Raw genomic sequence first — 16,114 nt, 5'->3', positions numbered from 1 at the left:
AGGGAGGTCGGCTGCGCGGCTGCGCGGCTGCGAGTCGGATTTGTAGAATCGATTATCCATGACAGCCTCCTCGTCTCCCGCCCCTGAAAACACGACCCCGGTACAACCGTCGCAGCCCTTCGAAGCTGTCGATGCGATCGTCTGGCCAGACACGGCTCGGTCCGCGGCCTTCGACGGCTGGCTGGCGAGCCTGGTGACAACACAACGGTTGCGTCCGGACACCGTCCGCCTCGCATCCGCCGATGCGAGCTTTCGCCGGTATTTCAGGGTCGACACTGCCGACGGCACGACACGCATCGTGATGGATGCACCGCCCGAAAAAGAAGACAGCGCCCCCTTCGTGAAGGTCGCTGCCCTGATGCGCGAGGCCGGCGTGACAGCGCCCGCGGTGCTCGAGTGGGATCAAAGGTACGGCTTTCTGCTGCTCGACGATCTGGGCCACCGCACGATGCTAGACGTCGTCGACCCGGCGAATGCCAACGCCAGCCGGCCGCTATACGACGAGGCGATCGACGCGCTGATCCGCTGGCAGCTCGCATCGCGCCCTGACGCACTGCCGCCCTACGACCGCGCCTTGCTCGAACGCGAGCTTGCCCTTTTTCCGCAGTGGTACATCACGCAGCACCGCGGCATGGCGGTCACCGGCAAGTTGCAGGAGCGGCTGGAACGCAGCTTCAAGCTCATCGTCGAGAGCAACCTGGCCTCGCCCAACGTCTATGTGCACCGCGACTTCATGCCGCGCAACCTGATGGTTCGCGACGGTGCAGCAGGCGGCTTGCTCGGTGCTGCCAATGACATCAAGGGCGGTACGCGCCTTGGTGTCCTGGACTTTCAGGACGCGGTCTACGGCCCGATCACCTATGACATCGCCAGCTTGTTGCGCGATGCTTTCCTGAGCTGGGATGAAGCGTTCGTGCTCGATGTCACCGTGCGCTATTGGACCGCCGCCCGCAAGGCCAAGTTGCCGGTCGATGCCGACTTCGGCGCCTTCTATCGTGCGGTCGAGTGGATGGGTCTGCAACGCCACCTGAAGGTCGCTGGCATCTTCGCGCGCCTCACCTTGCGCGACGGCAAGCCGAAGTACCTGGCCGACACGCCCCGCTTCATTGCCTACATTCGCGCCACTGCGGCCCGGTACATGGAACTGACGCCACTGCTGCGCGTGATCGACGAAGTCGAAGGCAACACGGCTTTGTCCGGCTTCGCGTACGGCCGCGTCTGAGATGCCACGGTTTCATTGTTCGGTACCGTTGAGTGCCCGTGTATCACTGGACCTGCCAGCAGGCGCTGCGCGCCATGTGCAGGTGCTGCGCATGCAGCCTGGCGATGCGCTGACGCTGTTCGACGGCGTCGGCGGCGAGTACGACGCGACGGTCGAGCGCATGGGCCGCAGCGATGTTGCAGTCATGGTCGGCGACCATCGTTCGATCGAGCGCGAAGCAGCGCGTGCCGTGCATCTTGTCGTCGGCATGCCAGCCAACGAGCGCATGGACTGGCTGGTCGAAAAGGCAACCGAATTGGGCGTCGCGAGCATCCAGCCGCTGATGACGGCGCACGGCGTGCTGCGCCTGGCCGGTGAACGTGCCGACAAGAAGCGCGCGCATTGGGAAGCCATCGCCATCGCCTCGTGCGAGCAATGTGGACGCAACCGCGTGCCGGTGATCCATCCGGTCCGGTCGTTCGCTGCGTGGCTCGGTTCGATGCCTTCAGAAGTGGCGCCGGCGGATGCACCGGCACGCTTCGTCCTCAGCCTGGCGGACGGGACGCGTCCCTTGAACGCCGTGCTTCCGACGATCGGTGGCCGCGACGCACTGGTCTTGAGCGGGCCCGAAGGCGGCCTGAGCGGCAGCGAAGAGCAAGAGGCAATTGGGCACGACTTCATGCCGGCCACGCTCGGTGCCCGCGTACTGCGCGCTGAAACCGCTGCGCTGGCGGCATTGATGTTGTTGTCCGACGCATCCGAAGCCCGCTAGGCCCCTCAACCCTGTTCCGCCCGTTCCTCCGATGCTTGCCCTCAAACTTCGTCGCCTCGCTTCTGTCACTTCCGCAATCGCGCTCCTTTGCTCGAGCGCGCTTCACGCCCAAGGCTTCAATGCCGTGGCGCCAACGCCGCTGCAGGTGTCACCCGCCGTCGACAAGGCGTTCGAACAACTGATGGCCTCACAGGTCATCAAGCAGTTGCTCGAAGCGGTGCAAGCCGACCACACCCGCTCGATCGAAGACCTGAAGATGCTGACCGAGATTGAAGCGCCGCCCTTCAAGGAGCAGAAGCGCGCCGAGGCTTATCTCGCACGCATGAAAGCACTCGGCCTCGCCGATGCACGCATCGACAGCGAAGGCAACGTCGTCGGCCTGCGCAAAGGCACCAGTAACGGTCCCAAGCTGTTGATCTCGGCGCACCTCGACACGGTGTTTCCGGCTGGCACCGACGTCAAGGTGAAAGAGCGCGACGGCAAGCTCTACGCGCCCGGTATTTCAGACGACGTACGCGGCCTGTCGGTGCTGCTGTCGTGGCTCAAGGTACTCAACGACAACAAGGTGCAGACCGTCGGCGACCTGCTCTTCGTCGGCAATGTCGGCGAAGAAGAGCTCGGCAACCTGCGCGGCATGAAGCACATTTTTGCCGAGCATCGCGACATCGACGGCATGGTCGGCCTCGAGCCGGCACCCGATGGTGCTGTGCTCGTGCTGGGCACCGGAAGCCATCGCTATGAAGTGACCTTCAAAGGTCCGGGTGGGCACAGCTACGGCGCCTTCGGGCAGGTGCCGAGTGCCATCCACGGCATGGGCCGCGCCATCGCCAAGATCGCCGACATCCAGACGCCGAGCGTGCCGCGGACGACCTTCACTGTTGGCACCGTGGGCGGCGGCACCTCGGTCAACACCATTGCGCCCGACGCGCGCATGGCGATCGACATCCGCTCCGATGCAATGGCGCCGCTGCTCGAAACCGAGAAGAAAATCCTGACCGCTATCGACGAAGCCGTCGTTGCGGAGAACAAGCGCTGGAACGTCGACACGTTGACCGCATCGACCAAGCTCATCGGCGATCGCCCGGGTGGCCGCACACCGGGCGATTCGGTCATCGTCGAAGCAGCAGTGCGATCGAACACCGCCTTCGGCCTCAAGACGCTGATGTCAGGTGCCAGCACCGACGCCAATGTGCCGATGTCTCTCGGCATTCCCGCCATCGTCATCGGCGGCGGTGGAAAGACCGGCAACTTTCATGCGCTGTCGGAATGGATCGACGTCACCGATGCGTGGAAGGGTGCGCAGAACTCGCTCTTCACCGTGCTCGGGCTGGTCGGCGTGCAAGGCGTGAGCGAACCACTGCTGGCAAAGCGCCCGCCCCGGACGGCTGTCGTCGGTCAGGCAACGGCGCCGAAGTAATTGCAGCAAGACGGCGCGCCCGGTAGGGAAAAGACAGTTTCCTTTATTCCGCGCGTCAACCGACAATGCCAGCAGTTCTGTCACACGCACGAGGGGAAACTCATGGGATTGTTCGATTCGATAGTCGGTCAGGTGTTGGGCGGGTTGCCGCAGTCGCAGTCGGCACCGCAGGGCGGCATGCCTGCCGGTGGCATGCCCATGGGTGGCGGCCTAGGCGGGATCGGTGACCTCGGCGGTTTGGCCGGTGCACTCGGCGGCCTGCTCGCCAACAACGGGTCGCAAGGCGGACTCGGCGGCCTGGTCTCCAAGTTCGAGCAAGCCGGCCTCGGCGATGTCGTCGGCTCGTGGATCGGCAAAGGCGACAACGTGCCGATCTCTGGCGGTCAGCTCAACGACGTGCTCGGCAATGACACCGTGGCGAGCATCGCCAGCAAGTTGGGCATCAACGCGGCGACGCTGTTGCCTCTGCTGGCGACCATGCTGCCGCAGTTGATCGACCATCTGACGCCGCACGGACAAGTACCCGCTCAGGGCTTAGGCGAGCACGACGATTTGCTGTCATCGTTGAGCGGATTGCTTCAAAAGGGCTAGCAAAGAAGCCTGCAGGTTTCATCGCAAGTTGAGCGCTCGGGAGGGCGCTCTTTTTTTTGTCTATTGCGATCAGGCGGTCGCAGTGGCACCTGCCGCATGCGCGGCATGCGCCACAGGCAATGCGGCGATGACTTCGGCCACGGCTGCCGTCAGCTTCTTCGCATACGGCACATGCAGGAACTCGTTGGGCCCGTGCGCGTTGCTCTTGGGGCCGAGCACGCCGCACACCATCATCTGCGCGGTCGGAAAGCCCGCACTCAGCATGTTCATAAGCGGGATGGTGCCGCCCTGCCCGATGTAGCCGCACGGCGCGCCGAAGTGCGCCTGGCTCGCCGCGTTGAGCGCCTGCTCGAACCACGGCGTGATGGCAGGTGCGTTCCAGCCGGTGGCGCCGCCACCGTGCTCGAAGGTCACCTTGGCCTGGTACGGCGCGTTGTCTTCGAGCAGCGCCTTCATTTCCGCAACCGCCGCACCGGCATCGACCAGTGGCGGGAGGCGCAGCGACAGCTTGAACGCGGTGTAGGGACGCAGCACGTTGCCCGCATCTTTGAGCGCCGGAAAGCCTTCGGCCCCGGTCACGCTCAAGGTCGGCTTCCAGGTGCGATTGAGCAGCGCCTCGAGCGGGTCGGTGGTGGTCGGCAGGGCGAAGGCGGTAGAGCCACCGCAGTCGTAGTGCGCCCATGGAAAGCGCTTGTAGACTTCTTCGCCGAGGATCGCGGCTGTCGCCTTGGCTTGCGCCAGCCGGTCTGCCGGCACTTCGCAATGAAAGCTGGCCGGCAACATGCGACCGGTGGCGCTGTCTTCGAGCCGGTCGAGTACCTGCCGCATGATCCGAAAGCTCGACGGCACCAGGCCCGACGCATCGCCGGAGTGGATGCCTTCGGTCAGCACTTCGACCTTGAGCGTGCCGCTGGCCATGCCGCGCAGCGACGTGGTCAGCCAGAGCTGGTCGTAGTTGCCGGCGCCGGAATCCAGGCAGATCACCAGCCCGACTTCGCCGAGCCGATCTTTCAGCGCGGTGACGTAAGGCAGCAGGTCGTACGAGCCGCTTTCTTCGCAGGTTTCGATCAGGCCGACGATGCGTGGGTGCGCCGCGCCTTGCGCCTTCAGGGCCTGCAGCGCGGCGACGCTGGCGTACACCGCGTAGCCATCGTCCGCACCACCGCGGCCATACAACAGACCGTCCAGATACTTGGGCGTCCAGGGGCCGAGGTCGTTGCGCCAGCCGGTGAACTCGGGTTGCTTGTCGAGGTGGCCGTACATGAGCACGGTGTCGGTCATCGTGGTGCCGGTTGCGGGTACCTCGAAGAACAGCACGGGCGTGCGGCCTTCGAGCCGGACGATCTCGAGCTTGAGGCCTTCGACCTTCTGCGCTTCGACCCAGTTCGCTGCGTTGCGCAGCACCGTGTCGAGATAGCCATGCGCTGACCAGTCTTTGTCGAAACCAGGCGACTTGGCCGGGATCTCGATGTAGTCGGTCAGTTGCTTGACGATGTCGGTGTCCCATTTGACAGTGACATCGGACAGGGCGCGGCCAGCGTCGAGCAGGCCGGTGGGAATTTCGCGGTGCAGGGGTGCATTCATGTGGGGTCTCCGCTGAAGGTGAGCAGGGGCAAAACATTATTCTGCGCCGCTTGGAGAGGTTGACGAAAGCGAAAGGCCGAACGCACCATGCAACCCCATGGCAACTTCGAAACCAACCATCTCGAACATACGGGTCGGCATCGGCGGCTGGACCTTCGAACCCTGGCGCGACAACTTCTATCCCAAGGGCCTGTCGCATGCCAAAGAGCTCGGCCACGCCAGCCGGCACACGACCGCCATCGAGGTCAACGGCACCTACTACAGCACCATGAAGCCCGAAAGCTTCAGGAAGTGGCACGACGAGGCGCCGGACGACTTCGTCTTTTCGCTCAAGGCCACGCGCTACGCAACCAACCGCAAGCTGCTTTCGACCGCGGGCGAATCGATCGAGCGATTCATCGGCAGCGGCCTCACCGAATTGGGTAAAAAGCTTGGACCCATCGTCTGGCAGTTCATGCCAACCAAGCAATTCGATCCGGAAGACTTCGAAGCCTTTCTCGCCCTTCTGCCGAAGAAGGAAGGCAGCCATGCGTTGCGCCACGTGATGGACGTACGGCATCCGAGCTTCATCGTGCCCGAGTACCAAAAGCTCGCGAAAAGATACAAGGTGACGACGGTCTTCACCGACTCCGACAAGTTCCCTTCATTCGAACAACCCGAGGGCGAGTTCACCTATGCACGGCTCATGATGAGCGATGCGAAACTGAAGACCGGCTACGCGCCAAAAGCACTCGATGCATGGGCCGAGCGAGCGCAGAAATGGGCAGCGCCGTCGGCCAAAAAGAGGAGTGACGTGTTCGTCTATTTCATCAACGGCGCCAAAGAAAAAGCACCGGCCGCGGCAGGTGCTTTGTTGGAGCGTCTGGGATGGAAGCCCGCCGCCTGAGAACGCTCGTGAAAGCGTTCCGGATCAGGCCGATTGCAGCGGCTTGTTGGTCTCGACGCTCTTGGCACCCGAGGCACCGAAGCTGATTTCGCCAGACAGCTGGCCGCCTTCTTCGATCACGATCTTGCTGTAGCGAACCTTGCCGGTGACCTTGCCAGTGGCGTGGATCACGAGCTTCTCACGCACCGTGAGGTTGCCGTCGAACAGGCCATGGATCTCGGCAATGTCGATCTCGGCAGAGCCCTTGAAGGCGCCCTGCTCGGCGATCTGCATCACCCGCGAGTCCATCGTGGCCTCGACCAGACCTTCGACGATCAGCGTATCGCAATCGGTGATCTCGACGCCCTTGAGCTTGATGTTGGGGCCGACGGTGAGCTTGCTGCCGCCTTCCTTCATCGGCGAGCCGCCGGCTGCGGCATTGGCGGCTTGCGCGTTGACGAGAGACGAAGGATGCACGGGGCTGCCCGACAGATTGGTCGGCGTGCCGACCAATGGAGCAGGACGGGAAGTGAGCGAATCGGTGTCGCCGGTGCGTTTGCCGAAGAAGGGGGACTGTGTGGCCAAGGGTAGCTCCTCTAGAAAGATCCCCTATCGTAAGAACGCAGTCGGGCGGTTCGGCGCTTCTTGGACAAATTTTGAGTAACTGAATAAAACGACCGGCGTGCGCTGCATACTTTCGGCTGCGTGGGATTGCCATCGAATGCCTCGGCCGCCTGGCCCGCATGCTGCGGCCGATGGGTAGTGCCCTGAGCTCAATCCTCGACACGATCGATCCACCCGATACGACCTTGCGATACGTCGCCGAGCCGCTGCATCACTGCCAACGCCGCCTTGCGAACCGGCATGGGCTGCACGCATCCCACGAAGCGGCTCTTCTTGACGAACATCTCGCTGTAGACCGGCGATGCGAGCGTGAACGCCGTCATCAGTTCGACGAGAGAGAAACCTTCATGCGTATGCCTTTATCGATGCGGTTCAGCGGACGACTTTCATCGACGTCTTCCAGCCAAGCCCTTCGTGCGCCGTGGTGCGCGGCCGGTATTCGCAACCCAGCCAGCCGTCCCAGCCACCATTGGCCGACAACTCGTCGATGAGCGCGAACAGATAGGCGTAGTTGAGCTCGCCCTGATCAGGCTCGTTGCGCTCGGGCACGCTGGCGATCTGAAGATGCCCGACGCGCCCGGTCGGCAGGTACTTGCGCAACTTCATCGCGACGTCGCCCTCGACGATCTGGCAGTGGTACAGGTCCATCTGCACTTGCAGATTGAGCGCGCCGACCGCATCGATGATCTCGTGCGCATGGTCTTGTCGGTTCAAGAAGAAACGCGGTATGTCGCGCGTGTTGATGGGCTCGATCAACAACCCAGTGCCCTGTTTCGCCGCCTCGACCGCGGCCCAATGCAGGTTGGCGATGTAGGTCGGCTGCAAGGTATCGCGCTCGATGCCTTCGGGTACCAGGCCGGCCATCACGTGGATGCGTGGGCACGACAGCGCCTTTGCATAACCCAAGGCCTTGTGGATGCCAGCGCGAAAATCAGCCTCGCGCCCGGGCAAGCAGGCGATGCCGCGTTCGCCGCCATCCCAGTCGCCCGGCGGCGCGTTGAAGAGCACTTGCTGCAGGTCGTTGTCGCGCAATCGAACTGCCAGATCGGCCTCTGGCCACTCGTACGGGAAGAGGTACTCGACCGCTTTGAAGCCATCTTTCGCCGCTGCTTCGAAGCGATCGAGAAACGGAAGCTCGTTGTAGAGAAAACTCAGATTGGCCGCGAATTTCGGCATGGCAAAACTCCTGTCTCGTTGTTGTTCAGTGGCTGGTCTTCGTGCCGGCGTCGCCTCAGGCGCGCTCGAACTTGAACACCGCCGTGCTGGCGCGCGCATTGGGCATCCAGCGTACCTTACGGTCCTCCTGCACGCCAAAAGAGTCGAGCACGCGCAGCTGGTTCTTCCCGGCAAGCATCTCGAAATCCTTGAAGGTGCCAACGCGGATATTGGGCGTGTCGTACCACTGATACGGCAGGCGTCGCGTCACAGGCATGCGGCCACGCGCCACGCTCAAGCGATTCGGCCAATGCGCGAAATTTGGGAAGGCGACGATGCCGATACGCCCGACGCGCGCGGTCTCGCGCAGCATCACTTCGGCATTGCGCAGATGTTGCAGCGTGTCGATCTGAAGCACCACATCGAAGGAGGCGTCGTCGAACATCGCCAGGCCTTCATCGAGGTTGAGCTGGATGACATCGACACCGCGGCGAATGCACTTGAGCACGTTGCCGTCGGCGATCTCGACGCCATAGCCGCTGCAACCACGCTCGCGTTGCAACAGGTCGAGCAGGGCACCGTCGCCGCAGCCCAAGTCGAGCACGCGCGCGCCGTGAGGCACCAGACGGGCGATCAGTTGTTGGGTGTCGCTATCGCTCATGGGTTGCTCAGAGGTTCGCTCATGCCGGCGACCCCAGCTCGGTTGCGACGCGCTCGAAGTAGGAGTGCACGACGCCGACGTAGCGCACATCGTCGAGCAGGAAGGCATCGTGGCCGTGCGGCGCATCGATCTCGGCGTAGCTCACGTTGCGACGGTTGTCGAGCAAGGCCTTCAGCATCTCGCGGCTCCGGGCCGGCGAAAAGCGCCAGTCGGTCTTGAAGCTGACCAACAAGAACTTGGCCGTGGCCTGAGCCAAGGCAAGGCTCAAGTTGCCGCCGTGGTCACGTGCCGGATCGAAGTAGTCCAACGCGCGGGTGATGAGCAAATAGGTATTGGCGTCGAAGTACTCGCTGAACTTGTCGCCCTGATAGCGCAAATAACTTTCGATCTGGAATTCGACCTCTTGCGTCGAATAGCGATAAGTCGTCGGGTTGGCCTCGCCTTTGACGGCGCCGAGCGCCGCTGGGCCGCCCGGAGGCGCGAGCGCCCTCTCGGGGGGCAGCGACCCACGCGCGGCGGGTAGCGTGGGGGCCCGCGGCTGCAGCATTCGCCCGAACTTCTCGTTCATCACGTCGTCACTGAGGTAGGTGATATGGCCGATCATTCGCGCGATCCGCAAACCGCGCTTCGGGATGACGCCGTGCTCATAGAAGTGGCCGCCATTGAAGTCCGGGTCGGTCACGATGGCGCGGCGAGCGACCTCGTTGAAGGCGATGTTCTCGGCCGTGAGGTTGGGCGCGCTGGCGATGACGACGGCATGACCAACGCGCTCCGGATATTGCAAGGTCCACGACAAGGCCTGCATGCCGCCCAGGCTGCCGCCCATGACGGCAGCGAGCCGCTGAATGCCAAGTCGGTCGAGCAACGCAGCTTGCGCATCGACCCAGTCTTCGACCGTCACCACGGGGAAGTCGGCGCCGTAGATGCGGCCGGTCGCCGGGTCGGTGTGCATGGGACCGGTCGAGCCGAAGCACGAGCCCAGGTTGTTGACGCCGATGACGAAGAAGCGATCGGTGTCGAGTGGCTTGCCCGGGCCGATCATGTTGTCCCACCAGCCTTCCGACTTCTCCTGACCTTCGTACACGCCCGCGACGTGGTGCGAGGCATTGAGCGCATGGCACACCAGCACCGCGTTGCTCTTGTCGGCATTGAGCTTGCCGTAGCTTTCCCAGGCAAGCGAGTAATCGCTGATCGACGCGCCGCTTCGCAGAGCAAGCGGCCCCGTGAAGAACATCGACTGAGAAATAACGATCATGTGAGAACTCGGCGTCGCCAAAAACGAGCCGGATCCGGCATCCGTCTTTAGCAGTATTTGTTAAGCGCCCGCAAGCTGGAAGCAAATCGGCGCGTCGGCGAAGTATAGCAACGCCGTCGCTATCAGGGCGGTCGCACCATGCAACACGCTAAACGCCTATGTTGTAAGCGGGCGCTGACTTCACCAATCTTGCAGCGCAAGACACAAACACAAATTCTTCGTTGCATTTATGAGATTTCACTCATAATAAAAATGCTTCCCGCTAACTTCCGGGGCGGCGAATTCGGTGATCGGCCAGCTACGCGCGACACAACGGTTCGTTGGGTCACGCCTTCAGGGTTCCATCGCTTTTGTGTTTGTGTTGATATCAGGAGTCCATCGATGGGCAACAAACTGTACGTCGGCAATCTGCCGTATTCGGTCCGCGACGGTGATCTGGAGCAGGCTTTCGGTCAGTTCGGCGCGGTGACCAGCGCCAAGGTGATGATGGAACGGGACACCGGCCGTTCCAAGGGCTTCGGTTTCGTCGAAATGGGCAGTGACGCGGAAGCGCAAGCAGCCATCAACGGCATGAACGGCCAACCGCTCGGCGGCCGCAGCGTCGTCGTCAATGAAGCCCGGCCGATGGAAGCCCGTCCTCCGCGCAGCGGTGGCGGCTACGCCGGTGGTGGTGGATATGGCGGCGGCGGTGGAAGTGGTGGCGGAGGAGGCTACGGCGGTGGCCGAAGCGGCGGCGGTGGTGGCGATGGTGGTTTCCGCAGCCCTTACGGTGCTGGCCCACGCGGTGGCGGTGGTGGCCGCAGCGGTGGTGGCCGCAGCGGTGGTGGCGGTAGCAGCGGCGGTGGCAGTGGTGGCGGCTACGGAGGCGGTGGGAACGGCGGCTACTGAGCAGCAAGTTGCTCAGAACTAAAAGGCTCCTCGGGAGCCTTTTTGAATGGTTAGTGCTCCGTCTGCCGCTTTTTCCGCCCGCGTCCTTGCACGAGCCGGTCGTACAGCGCGTTGGGCACCAAGCGCATGAGCTTGGCGATCATGCCCATTTGCCAGGGAATGACCCGGTAGCTGGTACCGGACTCGATCGTCTTGAAGGCCGCGTCCGCGAACTCGCTGGCCTGCATCAAAAAGGGCATGCCGTAGCGGTTGCCTTGCGTCAGTGGCGTGTCGATATAGCCGGGGCACAGCGTGACGACCTTAACGCCGCTCGGTCGCAATTCGCCGCGCAGACTTTCGCAATACGCCACGACGCCGGACTTGCTGGCGCAGTAGGCGCCATGCCCCGGCAACCCACGAATCGACGCGACGCTGCCGATGCCAACCAGGCGCCCGCTGCCGCGCTTCGCCATGGCGGCGACGAACGGATGAAAGGTCGCTGCCAGACCGATGTTGTTCACTGCGAAAGTGCGGGCCAGCACGTCGATATCGCCCCGCTCCGCGGTGTCGATCCCGACACTGATGCCGGCATTGGCGATCACCACGTCGGGCAAGCCCTGACAGGCGATGCAATCCGCGCCCGCCGCCACGATGCTGTCGGTTTGCGCTACGTCCGCGCCATAGATCTGAAAGCGGTCGGTAGCCAGTTGCCGGGTTTGCGCCCACGATTCGATCTCGGAGGTGCGGCGGGCCACCAGCGCGAGGTTGTAGCCGGCTTCGTAAAAGCGAGCTGCCAGCGCCTGGCCGATGCCGCTCGATGCACCGGTGATGAAAACAAGGGGTGCCATGGCGGCTCCAGTGGTGGTCAAGAGACGGTCAGCGTTTTTTGGTGGCAGCCGACGCCGGGTTCGCGCCTGGCATCAGCACACCGCGCACGCGGCCGCGCAGCACGGCAACGCCGGTCATGTTGTCGTAGTCGAGGTTGTCGGCAGTGAACTTGTCGGCGCCGCGCGTGAGGGTCACGGGCTGGTTCGACGTCACGCGTTCGGTGTCGAGAAACGCGTAAAGGAACTCGCCACGAAACTGCATTTCGGGCACCGGCTGACCACCGGCTGCGCTGCCCGGTTCACGGGTGACGATCGCGTCGCCGAAGAGCTGGACCTCGCTGCCGTCGGCGTTCGAGAGCCCGCGATTGGCAGTGGCACGCGTGGTAAAGCCGGTCGGAGAAATCGAGCGCAAGCGGACCTTGTCGACCTCGAGCGTGTCGGTGTCGGGGAAGTGCCGGCCTTCAGTGCCGAACAACTCGCTTCGCAAATCGCCGTTGGCAAGGTAGTTCTTGATGACGAAGCCGCGCATGAAGTAGTCCGGTTCGTGCACCGGCGCCACCTTGGCTGTGGGGGCGATCAAGCGCGGCGCGTTGCGCACCAGCCAGTAGGTGCCGAGTGCCAGCACCGCAGTCAGGATGATCGGCAGGTAGATCGTGACGCGATCGAAACCATCGCGCAGCAGCGCCCAGGTCGACTTCATGCGGCCGGTCCGCGCGCGGCGTCGAGCAAGCGGCGGTAGTGGCCGTTTGCAGTCAGCAGCAGATCGCAGAACTCACGCGCCGCGCCCTCTCCACCGCGTGCCTTGGTGACATAGAGCGCCACCTCGAGAACTTCGATGTGCGCGTTGGCTGGCGCGACAGGAAGGGCGACCCGACCTAGCACCGGCAAGTCGGGCCAGTCGTCGCCGATGGCCGCGGCCTGCGACCAAGTGAATCCGAGCGCCGCGAGCATTGCCTCGGCCGCGGGCAATTTGTCTTCGGTGCCGAAGCGTACGTGTTCGATACCGAGTGCCGCCAGCCGCACGCGCAACGGCTTGGAGTCGCGACCGGTGATCACCACCGGCGTGATGCCGGCCATTCGCAACAGCTTGAGGCCATAGCCGTCGAGCGTGTTGAAACGCTTGAGCGTTTCTCCTTCTTCGGTGAAGTAAACGCCGCCGTCGGTGAGCACACCGTCGACGTCGAAGAAGGCGATGCGGATGTCCTGTGCGGCGAGCAGGGTTTCGGCCTTGAACGGGAACGGCATCAGATGACTTTCGCCCGCATCAGGTCGTTGATGCTGAGCGCGCCAATCAGCAAGCCGTCGGCGTCCACGACCAGCACGCTGGTAATGCGGTGCTGTTCCATCAGTTCGGCCGCTTCGACGCCCAGCGCATCGGCGCGGATTGTGCGCGGTGTGTGGTGCATGACCTCGCTCGCCGTCAGCGCACGCAGGTCGGCGCCGGTTTCGATCAGGCGGCGCAGATCGCCATCGGTGAAGACGCCGATGGCGTGGCCCTCTGCATCCACCACGGCGGCAGCGCCCAGGCCCTTTGAACTCATCTCGCGCATCAGCACGCTCATGCTCGCGTCGCGGGTGACGCGTGGCACGTTGTCGCCGCTGCGCATCAGGTCGGCCACATGCGTGAGCAGCTTGCGGCCGAGCGCGCCGCCCGGATGCGAGCGCGCAAAGTCTTCGGTACCGAACCCGCGGGCGTCGAGCAGGGCCACCGCCAGGGCATCGCCCAGCGCCATTTGCGCGGTGGTGCTGGCGGTCGGTGCGAGGTTGAGCGGGCAGGCTTCTTTCTCGACACCGCTGTCCAGCAGGATGTCGGCGTGCCGGCCGAGCATGCTGTCGGCGCGGCCGGTCATGGCGATCAGCGGCACGCCTTGGCGCTTGACGACCGGCAAGATGGCGGCGAGCTCATCGCTTTCGCCGCTGTTCGAAATGGCGATCACCAGGTCGACAGACTTGATCATGCCGAGATCGCCATGACTGGCTTCGGCCGGGTGCACGAACATCGCCGGCGTGCCGGTCGATGCCAGCGTGGCGGCGATCTTGCGGCCGACGTGGCCGCTCTTGCCCATGCCCATCACAACCACGCGGCCGCGCACGTTCAGGATCAGGTCGATCGCCTCGACGAAGCTCGGGCCGATTCGGCTCTTCAGGCCGAGCACGGCGGCGGCCTCGATGTCGAACGTGGTCCGGGCACGCGCGAGCATCTTGTCGGGGTCGGTCGGGGCGACCAGGGGAGGGCGGGAACTCATCGACCGGATTTTATCGGCCGCGCGCATGGTGCTTGCTAGCATCCGCCCATGTCATCGTTCGAGCTTGCCCTGTTGTACTTGCTGGCCGCAGTGATCGGCGTGGTGGCCTGCCGAATGCTAAAGCTGCCGCCGATGCTCGGCTACCTGAGCGCAGGCGTCTTGATCGGGCCACACGCGTTCGCCTTTGCGCAAAACACCGAAGGCATCCAGCACTTGGGCGAGTTCGGCGTGGTCTTTCTGATGTTCGTCATCGGACTCGAGTTCAACCTGCCCAAGTTGCGGGCCATGCGGCAGCACGTCTTCGGGCTCGGGTTGCTACAGGTGCTGTTGACGATGACCATCGCGACCGCCGGCACGCTGGTATTGAGCATGGTGTTACCCGTCGGCTGGCGACTCGGCTGGCAAACGGCGCTGGCCTTGTCGGGCGCGCTCACGATGAGCAGCACCGCCATCGTCGTCAAGCTCATGGCCGAACGGCTGGAGCTGGAGAGCGAACACGGCACGCGCGTGATGGGCGTCCTGCTGTTCCAGGATCTGGCGGTAGTGCCTTTGCTGGTGCTGATTCCTGCATTGGGCGCGCCGCCCGAAGCGCTGGCCACCGCCCTTGGCATCGCGCTGGCGAAAGCGACCTTTTTGATCGGCGTGCTGCTCTACGGCGGCCCACGCGTGATGCGTTGGTGGCTCACGATCGTCGCGCGGCGGCGCAGTGAAGAACTGTTCATCCTCAACGTGCTGCTGATCACGCTCGGCCTCGCGTGGATCACTGAATTCGCCGGGCTGTCGCTGGCTTTGGGTGCCTTCATCGCCGGCATGCTCATCTCGGAAACCGAATACAAGCACCAGGTCGAAACCGACATCCGGCCGTTCCACGACGTACTGCTCGGGCTCTTCTTCATCACCATCGGTATGGCGCTCGACTGGCACATCGTGCTGGACAAATGGACGTTGGTCGCGGTGCTGCTCGTGCTGCCGCTGCTCTTCAAGCTCTGTCTGGTGATGCTGTTGGCGCGCTTGTTGGGCGCAACTGCCGGCGTGTCGCTGCGAACCGGTCTTTACCTCGCGCAGGCTGGTGAGTTCGGCTTTGTCCTGTTGACACTGGCGCAGGGCCGTGGGCTGTTGCCGCCGCAGTTGGCCAGCCCGGTGCTGGCGTCGATGGTGCTGTCGATGTTGGCCACGCCGTTCATCATCATGTACAGCGATGCGATCGTGCGAAAACTGGTTGCCAGCGACTGGCTGCAGCAGTCGTTACAAATGACCTCGATCGCGCGCAAAACCATCAACACCGCCAAGCACGTGATCATCTGCGGCTACGGCCGTTGCGGCCAGAACCTTGCGCGCATCCTGGAACGAGAAGGCATCCCGTACATGGCGCTCGACCTCGATCCCGACCGCGTTCGGCAGGCCGCCGCGGCTGGCGATTCGGTCGTGTTCGGCGATGCGGCGCGGCTGCAGGCGCTGATGGCCGCGGGGCTGGCACGTGCAAGCGCTGTGGTGGTGACCTACCTCGACGTACCCGGGGCGCTCAAGGTGCTGGCCAACACACGTGCGCACGCGCCGCAGGTGCCGGTGATCGTTCGCACCCAAGACGACCACGATCTCGAAAAGCTGCAGGCGGCCGGCGCGACCGAGGTGGTGCCGGAAGCGATCGAAGGCTCGCTGATGCTGGCGAGCCATGCGCTGGCGCTGGTCGGCGTGCCGATGCGGCGCGTGATCCGCGTGGTGCAAGACCTGCGCGACGCGCGCTACAACCTGCTGCGCGGCTACTTCCACGGCGCCGACGACGACAACGCGGACGAACTCGACCACGAGCGGCTCAACAGCTTCACTTTGAATTCAGGCGCGCGCGCGGTCGGGCAGCCGCTGGCGCGGCTGGCGCTGCATGCGCTCGGTGTGCGAGTGGCGAGCATTCGGCGGCACGATGGTCGGGCGAGTGAACCGGGGGAAGACACCGTGCTGCTGGACGGCGATACGCTGGTGCTGTCGGGCAAACCGGGGAATCTGGCGATGGCCGTTGAACGGCTGCAGAAGGGTTGAACGGAAACCGACGCC

17 protein-coding genes are annotated in these 16,114 nt (G+C 63.8%); 7 read left to right on the top strand and 10 right to left on the bottom strand.

The genetic code is table 11. The features are described 5' to 3' along the window. Positions 1-58: 58 nt before the first annotated feature. The 4 genes from RCH10_RS00990 (at position 59) to RCH10_RS00975 (ending at position 3,981) form a co-directional block, all read left to right on the top strand. Positions 59-1,222, top strand: a complete 1,164-nt coding sequence (locus tag RCH10_RS00990) for an aminoglycoside phosphotransferase family protein (protein WP_409050899.1) — start codon at positions 59-61, stop codon at positions 1,220-1,222. Between the two features lies 1 nt (position 1,223). Then, positions 1,224-1,973, top strand: coding sequence for a 16S rRNA (uracil(1498)-N(3))-methyltransferase (locus RCH10_RS00985; RefSeq protein ID WP_323500391.1), 750 nt, complete (start codon positions 1,224-1,226; stop codon positions 1,971-1,973). A 31-nt stretch (positions 1,974-2,004) separates the two neighbouring features. After that, on the top strand, positions 2,005-3,390 hold the full coding sequence (locus RCH10_RS00980) for a M20/M25/M40 family metallo-hydrolase (RefSeq protein ID WP_409050898.1): 1,386 nt from the start codon (positions 2,005-2,007) through the stop codon (positions 3,388-3,390). 102 nt (positions 3,391-3,492) lie between these two features. Then, the gene (locus tag RCH10_RS00975) at positions 3,493-3,981 is read left to right on the top strand and encodes a YidB family protein (protein WP_409050897.1); all 489 of its coding nucleotides are present in this window, start codon (positions 3,493-3,495) and stop codon (positions 3,979-3,981) included. 69 nt (positions 3,982-4,050) lie between these two features. On the opposite strand, the gene RCH10_RS00970 is transcribed toward RCH10_RS00975, so the two are convergent. Beyond that, positions 4,051-5,565: a M20 family metallopeptidase gene (locus RCH10_RS00970; RefSeq protein WP_323496742.1), complete on the bottom strand. Its 1,515-nt coding sequence runs from the start codon at positions 5,563-5,565 to the stop codon at positions 4,051-4,053. A gap of 97 nt (positions 5,566-5,662) precedes the next feature. Between RCH10_RS00970 and RCH10_RS00965 the strand changes: the two genes are divergently transcribed. Beyond that, entirely contained in the window at positions 5,663-6,451 is a 789-nt protein-coding gene (locus RCH10_RS00965; protein ID WP_409050896.1) for a DUF72 domain-containing protein, read from the top strand. A 24-nt stretch (positions 6,452-6,475) separates the two neighbouring features. Here the strand turns inward: RCH10_RS00965 and RCH10_RS00960 are convergent, their stop codons facing one another. The 5 genes from RCH10_RS00960 to RCH10_RS00940 all read right to left on the bottom strand — a co-directional run bounded on the left by RCH10_RS00960 (position 6,476) and on the right by RCH10_RS00940 (position 10,125). Next, positions 6,476-7,015, bottom strand: a complete 540-nt coding sequence (locus RCH10_RS00960) for a polymer-forming cytoskeletal protein (RefSeq protein ID WP_187053727.1) — start codon at positions 7,013-7,015, stop codon at positions 6,476-6,478. 188 nt (positions 7,016-7,203) lie between these two features. Next, positions 7,204-7,377, bottom strand: a complete 174-nt coding sequence (locus RCH10_RS00955; RefSeq protein ID WP_409050895.1) for a hypothetical protein — start codon at positions 7,375-7,377, stop codon at positions 7,204-7,206. A 49-nt stretch (positions 7,378-7,426) separates the two neighbouring features. Further along, entirely contained in the window at positions 7,427-8,230 is an 804-nt protein-coding gene (gene otnI, locus RCH10_RS00950) for a 2-oxo-tetronate isomerase (protein ID WP_409050894.1), read from the bottom strand. 55 nt (positions 8,231-8,285) lie between these two features. Beyond that, a complete protein-coding gene (metW, locus tag RCH10_RS00945) occupies positions 8,286-8,870 on the bottom strand; it encodes a methionine biosynthesis protein MetW (RefSeq protein ID WP_409050893.1) in 585 nt (194 codons plus the stop codon). A 19-nt stretch (positions 8,871-8,889) separates the two neighbouring features. Continuing rightward, complete coding sequence (locus RCH10_RS00940) at positions 8,890-10,125, bottom strand: homoserine O-acetyltransferase (RefSeq protein WP_409050892.1); 1,236 nt, start codon at positions 10,123-10,125, stop codon at positions 8,890-8,892. Between the two features lie 381 nt (positions 10,126-10,506). Here RCH10_RS00940 and RCH10_RS00935 point away from each other — a divergent pair, with 381 nt between their 5' ends. Then, the gene (locus RCH10_RS00935) at positions 10,507-11,013 is read left to right on the top strand and encodes an RNA recognition motif domain-containing protein (protein ID WP_409050891.1); all 507 of its coding nucleotides are present in this window, start codon (positions 10,507-10,509) and stop codon (positions 11,011-11,013) included. Between the two features lie 50 nt (positions 11,014-11,063). On the opposite strand, the gene RCH10_RS00930 is transcribed toward RCH10_RS00935, so the two are convergent. The 4 genes from RCH10_RS00930 to RCH10_RS00915 are packed head-to-tail and all read right to left on the bottom strand — an operon-like array spanning position 11,064 to position 14,065. After that, positions 11,064-11,840 carry an SDR family oxidoreductase gene (locus tag RCH10_RS00930; protein ID WP_409050890.1) on the bottom strand — a complete coding sequence of 259 codons (777 nt, stop codon included), beginning with the start codon at positions 11,838-11,840 and terminating at the stop codon, positions 11,064-11,066. A 28-nt stretch (positions 11,841-11,868) separates the two neighbouring features. Further along, positions 11,869-12,519, bottom strand: coding sequence for an LPS export ABC transporter periplasmic protein LptC (lptC, locus tag RCH10_RS00925; protein ID WP_409050889.1), 651 nt, complete (start codon positions 12,517-12,519; stop codon positions 11,869-11,871). After that, the gene (locus RCH10_RS00920) at positions 12,516-13,064 is read right to left on the bottom strand and encodes an HAD hydrolase family protein (protein ID WP_323500382.1); all 549 of its coding nucleotides are present in this window, start codon (positions 13,062-13,064) and stop codon (positions 12,516-12,518) included. Before RCH10_RS00920 ends, lptC begins: the two co-directional genes overlap by 4 nt. After that, a complete protein-coding gene (locus RCH10_RS00915) occupies positions 13,064-14,065 on the bottom strand; it encodes a KpsF/GutQ family sugar-phosphate isomerase (protein WP_323496752.1) in 1,002 nt (333 codons plus the stop codon). Before RCH10_RS00915 ends, RCH10_RS00920 begins: the two co-directional genes overlap by 1 nt. Positions 14,066-14,113: 48 nt before the next feature. On the opposite strand from RCH10_RS00915, the gene RCH10_RS00910 reads away from it, so the two are divergent. Then, positions 14,114-16,099: a cation:proton antiporter gene (locus RCH10_RS00910; RefSeq protein WP_409050888.1), complete on the top strand. Its 1,986-nt coding sequence runs from the start codon at positions 14,114-14,116 to the stop codon at positions 16,097-16,099. Positions 16,100-16,114: the final 15 nt, after the last annotated feature.

This window comes from Variovorax sp. GrIS 2.14, assembly GCF_046115955.1.
Classification (GTDB): Bacteria; Pseudomonadota; Gammaproteobacteria; order Burkholderiales; family Burkholderiaceae_C; genus Variovorax.
Note: the sequence above shows the minus strand (reverse complement) of the source record. Positions and strands in the feature narration are given on the sequence as shown.

Coding starts and splice junctions, on each gene's coding strand:
- lptC (WP_409050889.1), bottom strand. CDS start 12,519: ATGAAGTCGACCTGGGCGCTGCTGCGCGATGGTTTCGATCGCGTCACG.
- RCH10_RS00955 (WP_409050895.1), bottom strand. CDS start 7,377: ATGACGGCGTTCACGCTCGCATCGCCGGTCTACAGCGAGATGTTCGTC.
- RCH10_RS00930 (WP_409050890.1), bottom strand. CDS start 11,840: ATGGCACCCCTTGTTTTCATCACCGGTGCATCGAGCGGCATCGGCCAG.
- RCH10_RS00980 (WP_409050898.1), top strand. CDS start 2,005: ATGCTTGCCCTCAAACTTCGTCGCCTCGCTTCTGTCACTTCCGCAATC.
- RCH10_RS00990 (WP_409050899.1), top strand. CDS start 59: ATGACAGCCTCCTCGTCTCCCGCCCCTGAAAACACGACCCCGGTACAA.
- RCH10_RS00915 (WP_323496752.1), bottom strand. CDS start 14,065: ATGAGTTCCCGCCCTCCCCTGGTCGCCCCGACCGACCCCGACAAGATG.
- RCH10_RS00985 (WP_323500391.1), top strand. CDS start 1,224: ATGCCACGGTTTCATTGTTCGGTACCGTTGAGTGCCCGTGTATCACTG.
- RCH10_RS00935 (WP_409050891.1), top strand. CDS start 10,507: ATGGGCAACAAACTGTACGTCGGCAATCTGCCGTATTCGGTCCGCGAC.
- RCH10_RS00970 (WP_323496742.1), bottom strand. CDS start 5,565: ATGAATGCACCCCTGCACCGCGAAATTCCCACCGGCCTGCTCGACGCT.
- metW (WP_409050893.1), bottom strand. CDS start 8,870: ATGAGCGATAGCGACACCCAACAACTGATCGCCCGTCTGGTGCCTCAC.
- RCH10_RS00975 (WP_409050897.1), top strand. CDS start 3,493: ATGGGATTGTTCGATTCGATAGTCGGTCAGGTGTTGGGCGGGTTGCCG.
- otnI (WP_409050894.1), bottom strand. CDS start 8,230: ATGCCGAAATTCGCGGCCAATCTGAGTTTTCTCTACAACGAGCTTCCG.
- RCH10_RS00965 (WP_409050896.1), top strand. CDS start 5,663: ATGGCAACTTCGAAACCAACCATCTCGAACATACGGGTCGGCATCGGC.
- RCH10_RS00910 (WP_409050888.1), top strand. CDS start 14,114: ATGTCATCGTTCGAGCTTGCCCTGTTGTACTTGCTGGCCGCAGTGATC.
- RCH10_RS00920 (WP_323500382.1), bottom strand. CDS start 13,064: ATGCCGTTCCCGTTCAAGGCCGAAACCCTGCTCGCCGCACAGGACATC.
- RCH10_RS00940 (WP_409050892.1), bottom strand. CDS start 10,125: ATGATCGTTATTTCTCAGTCGATGTTCTTCACGGGGCCGCTTGCTCTG.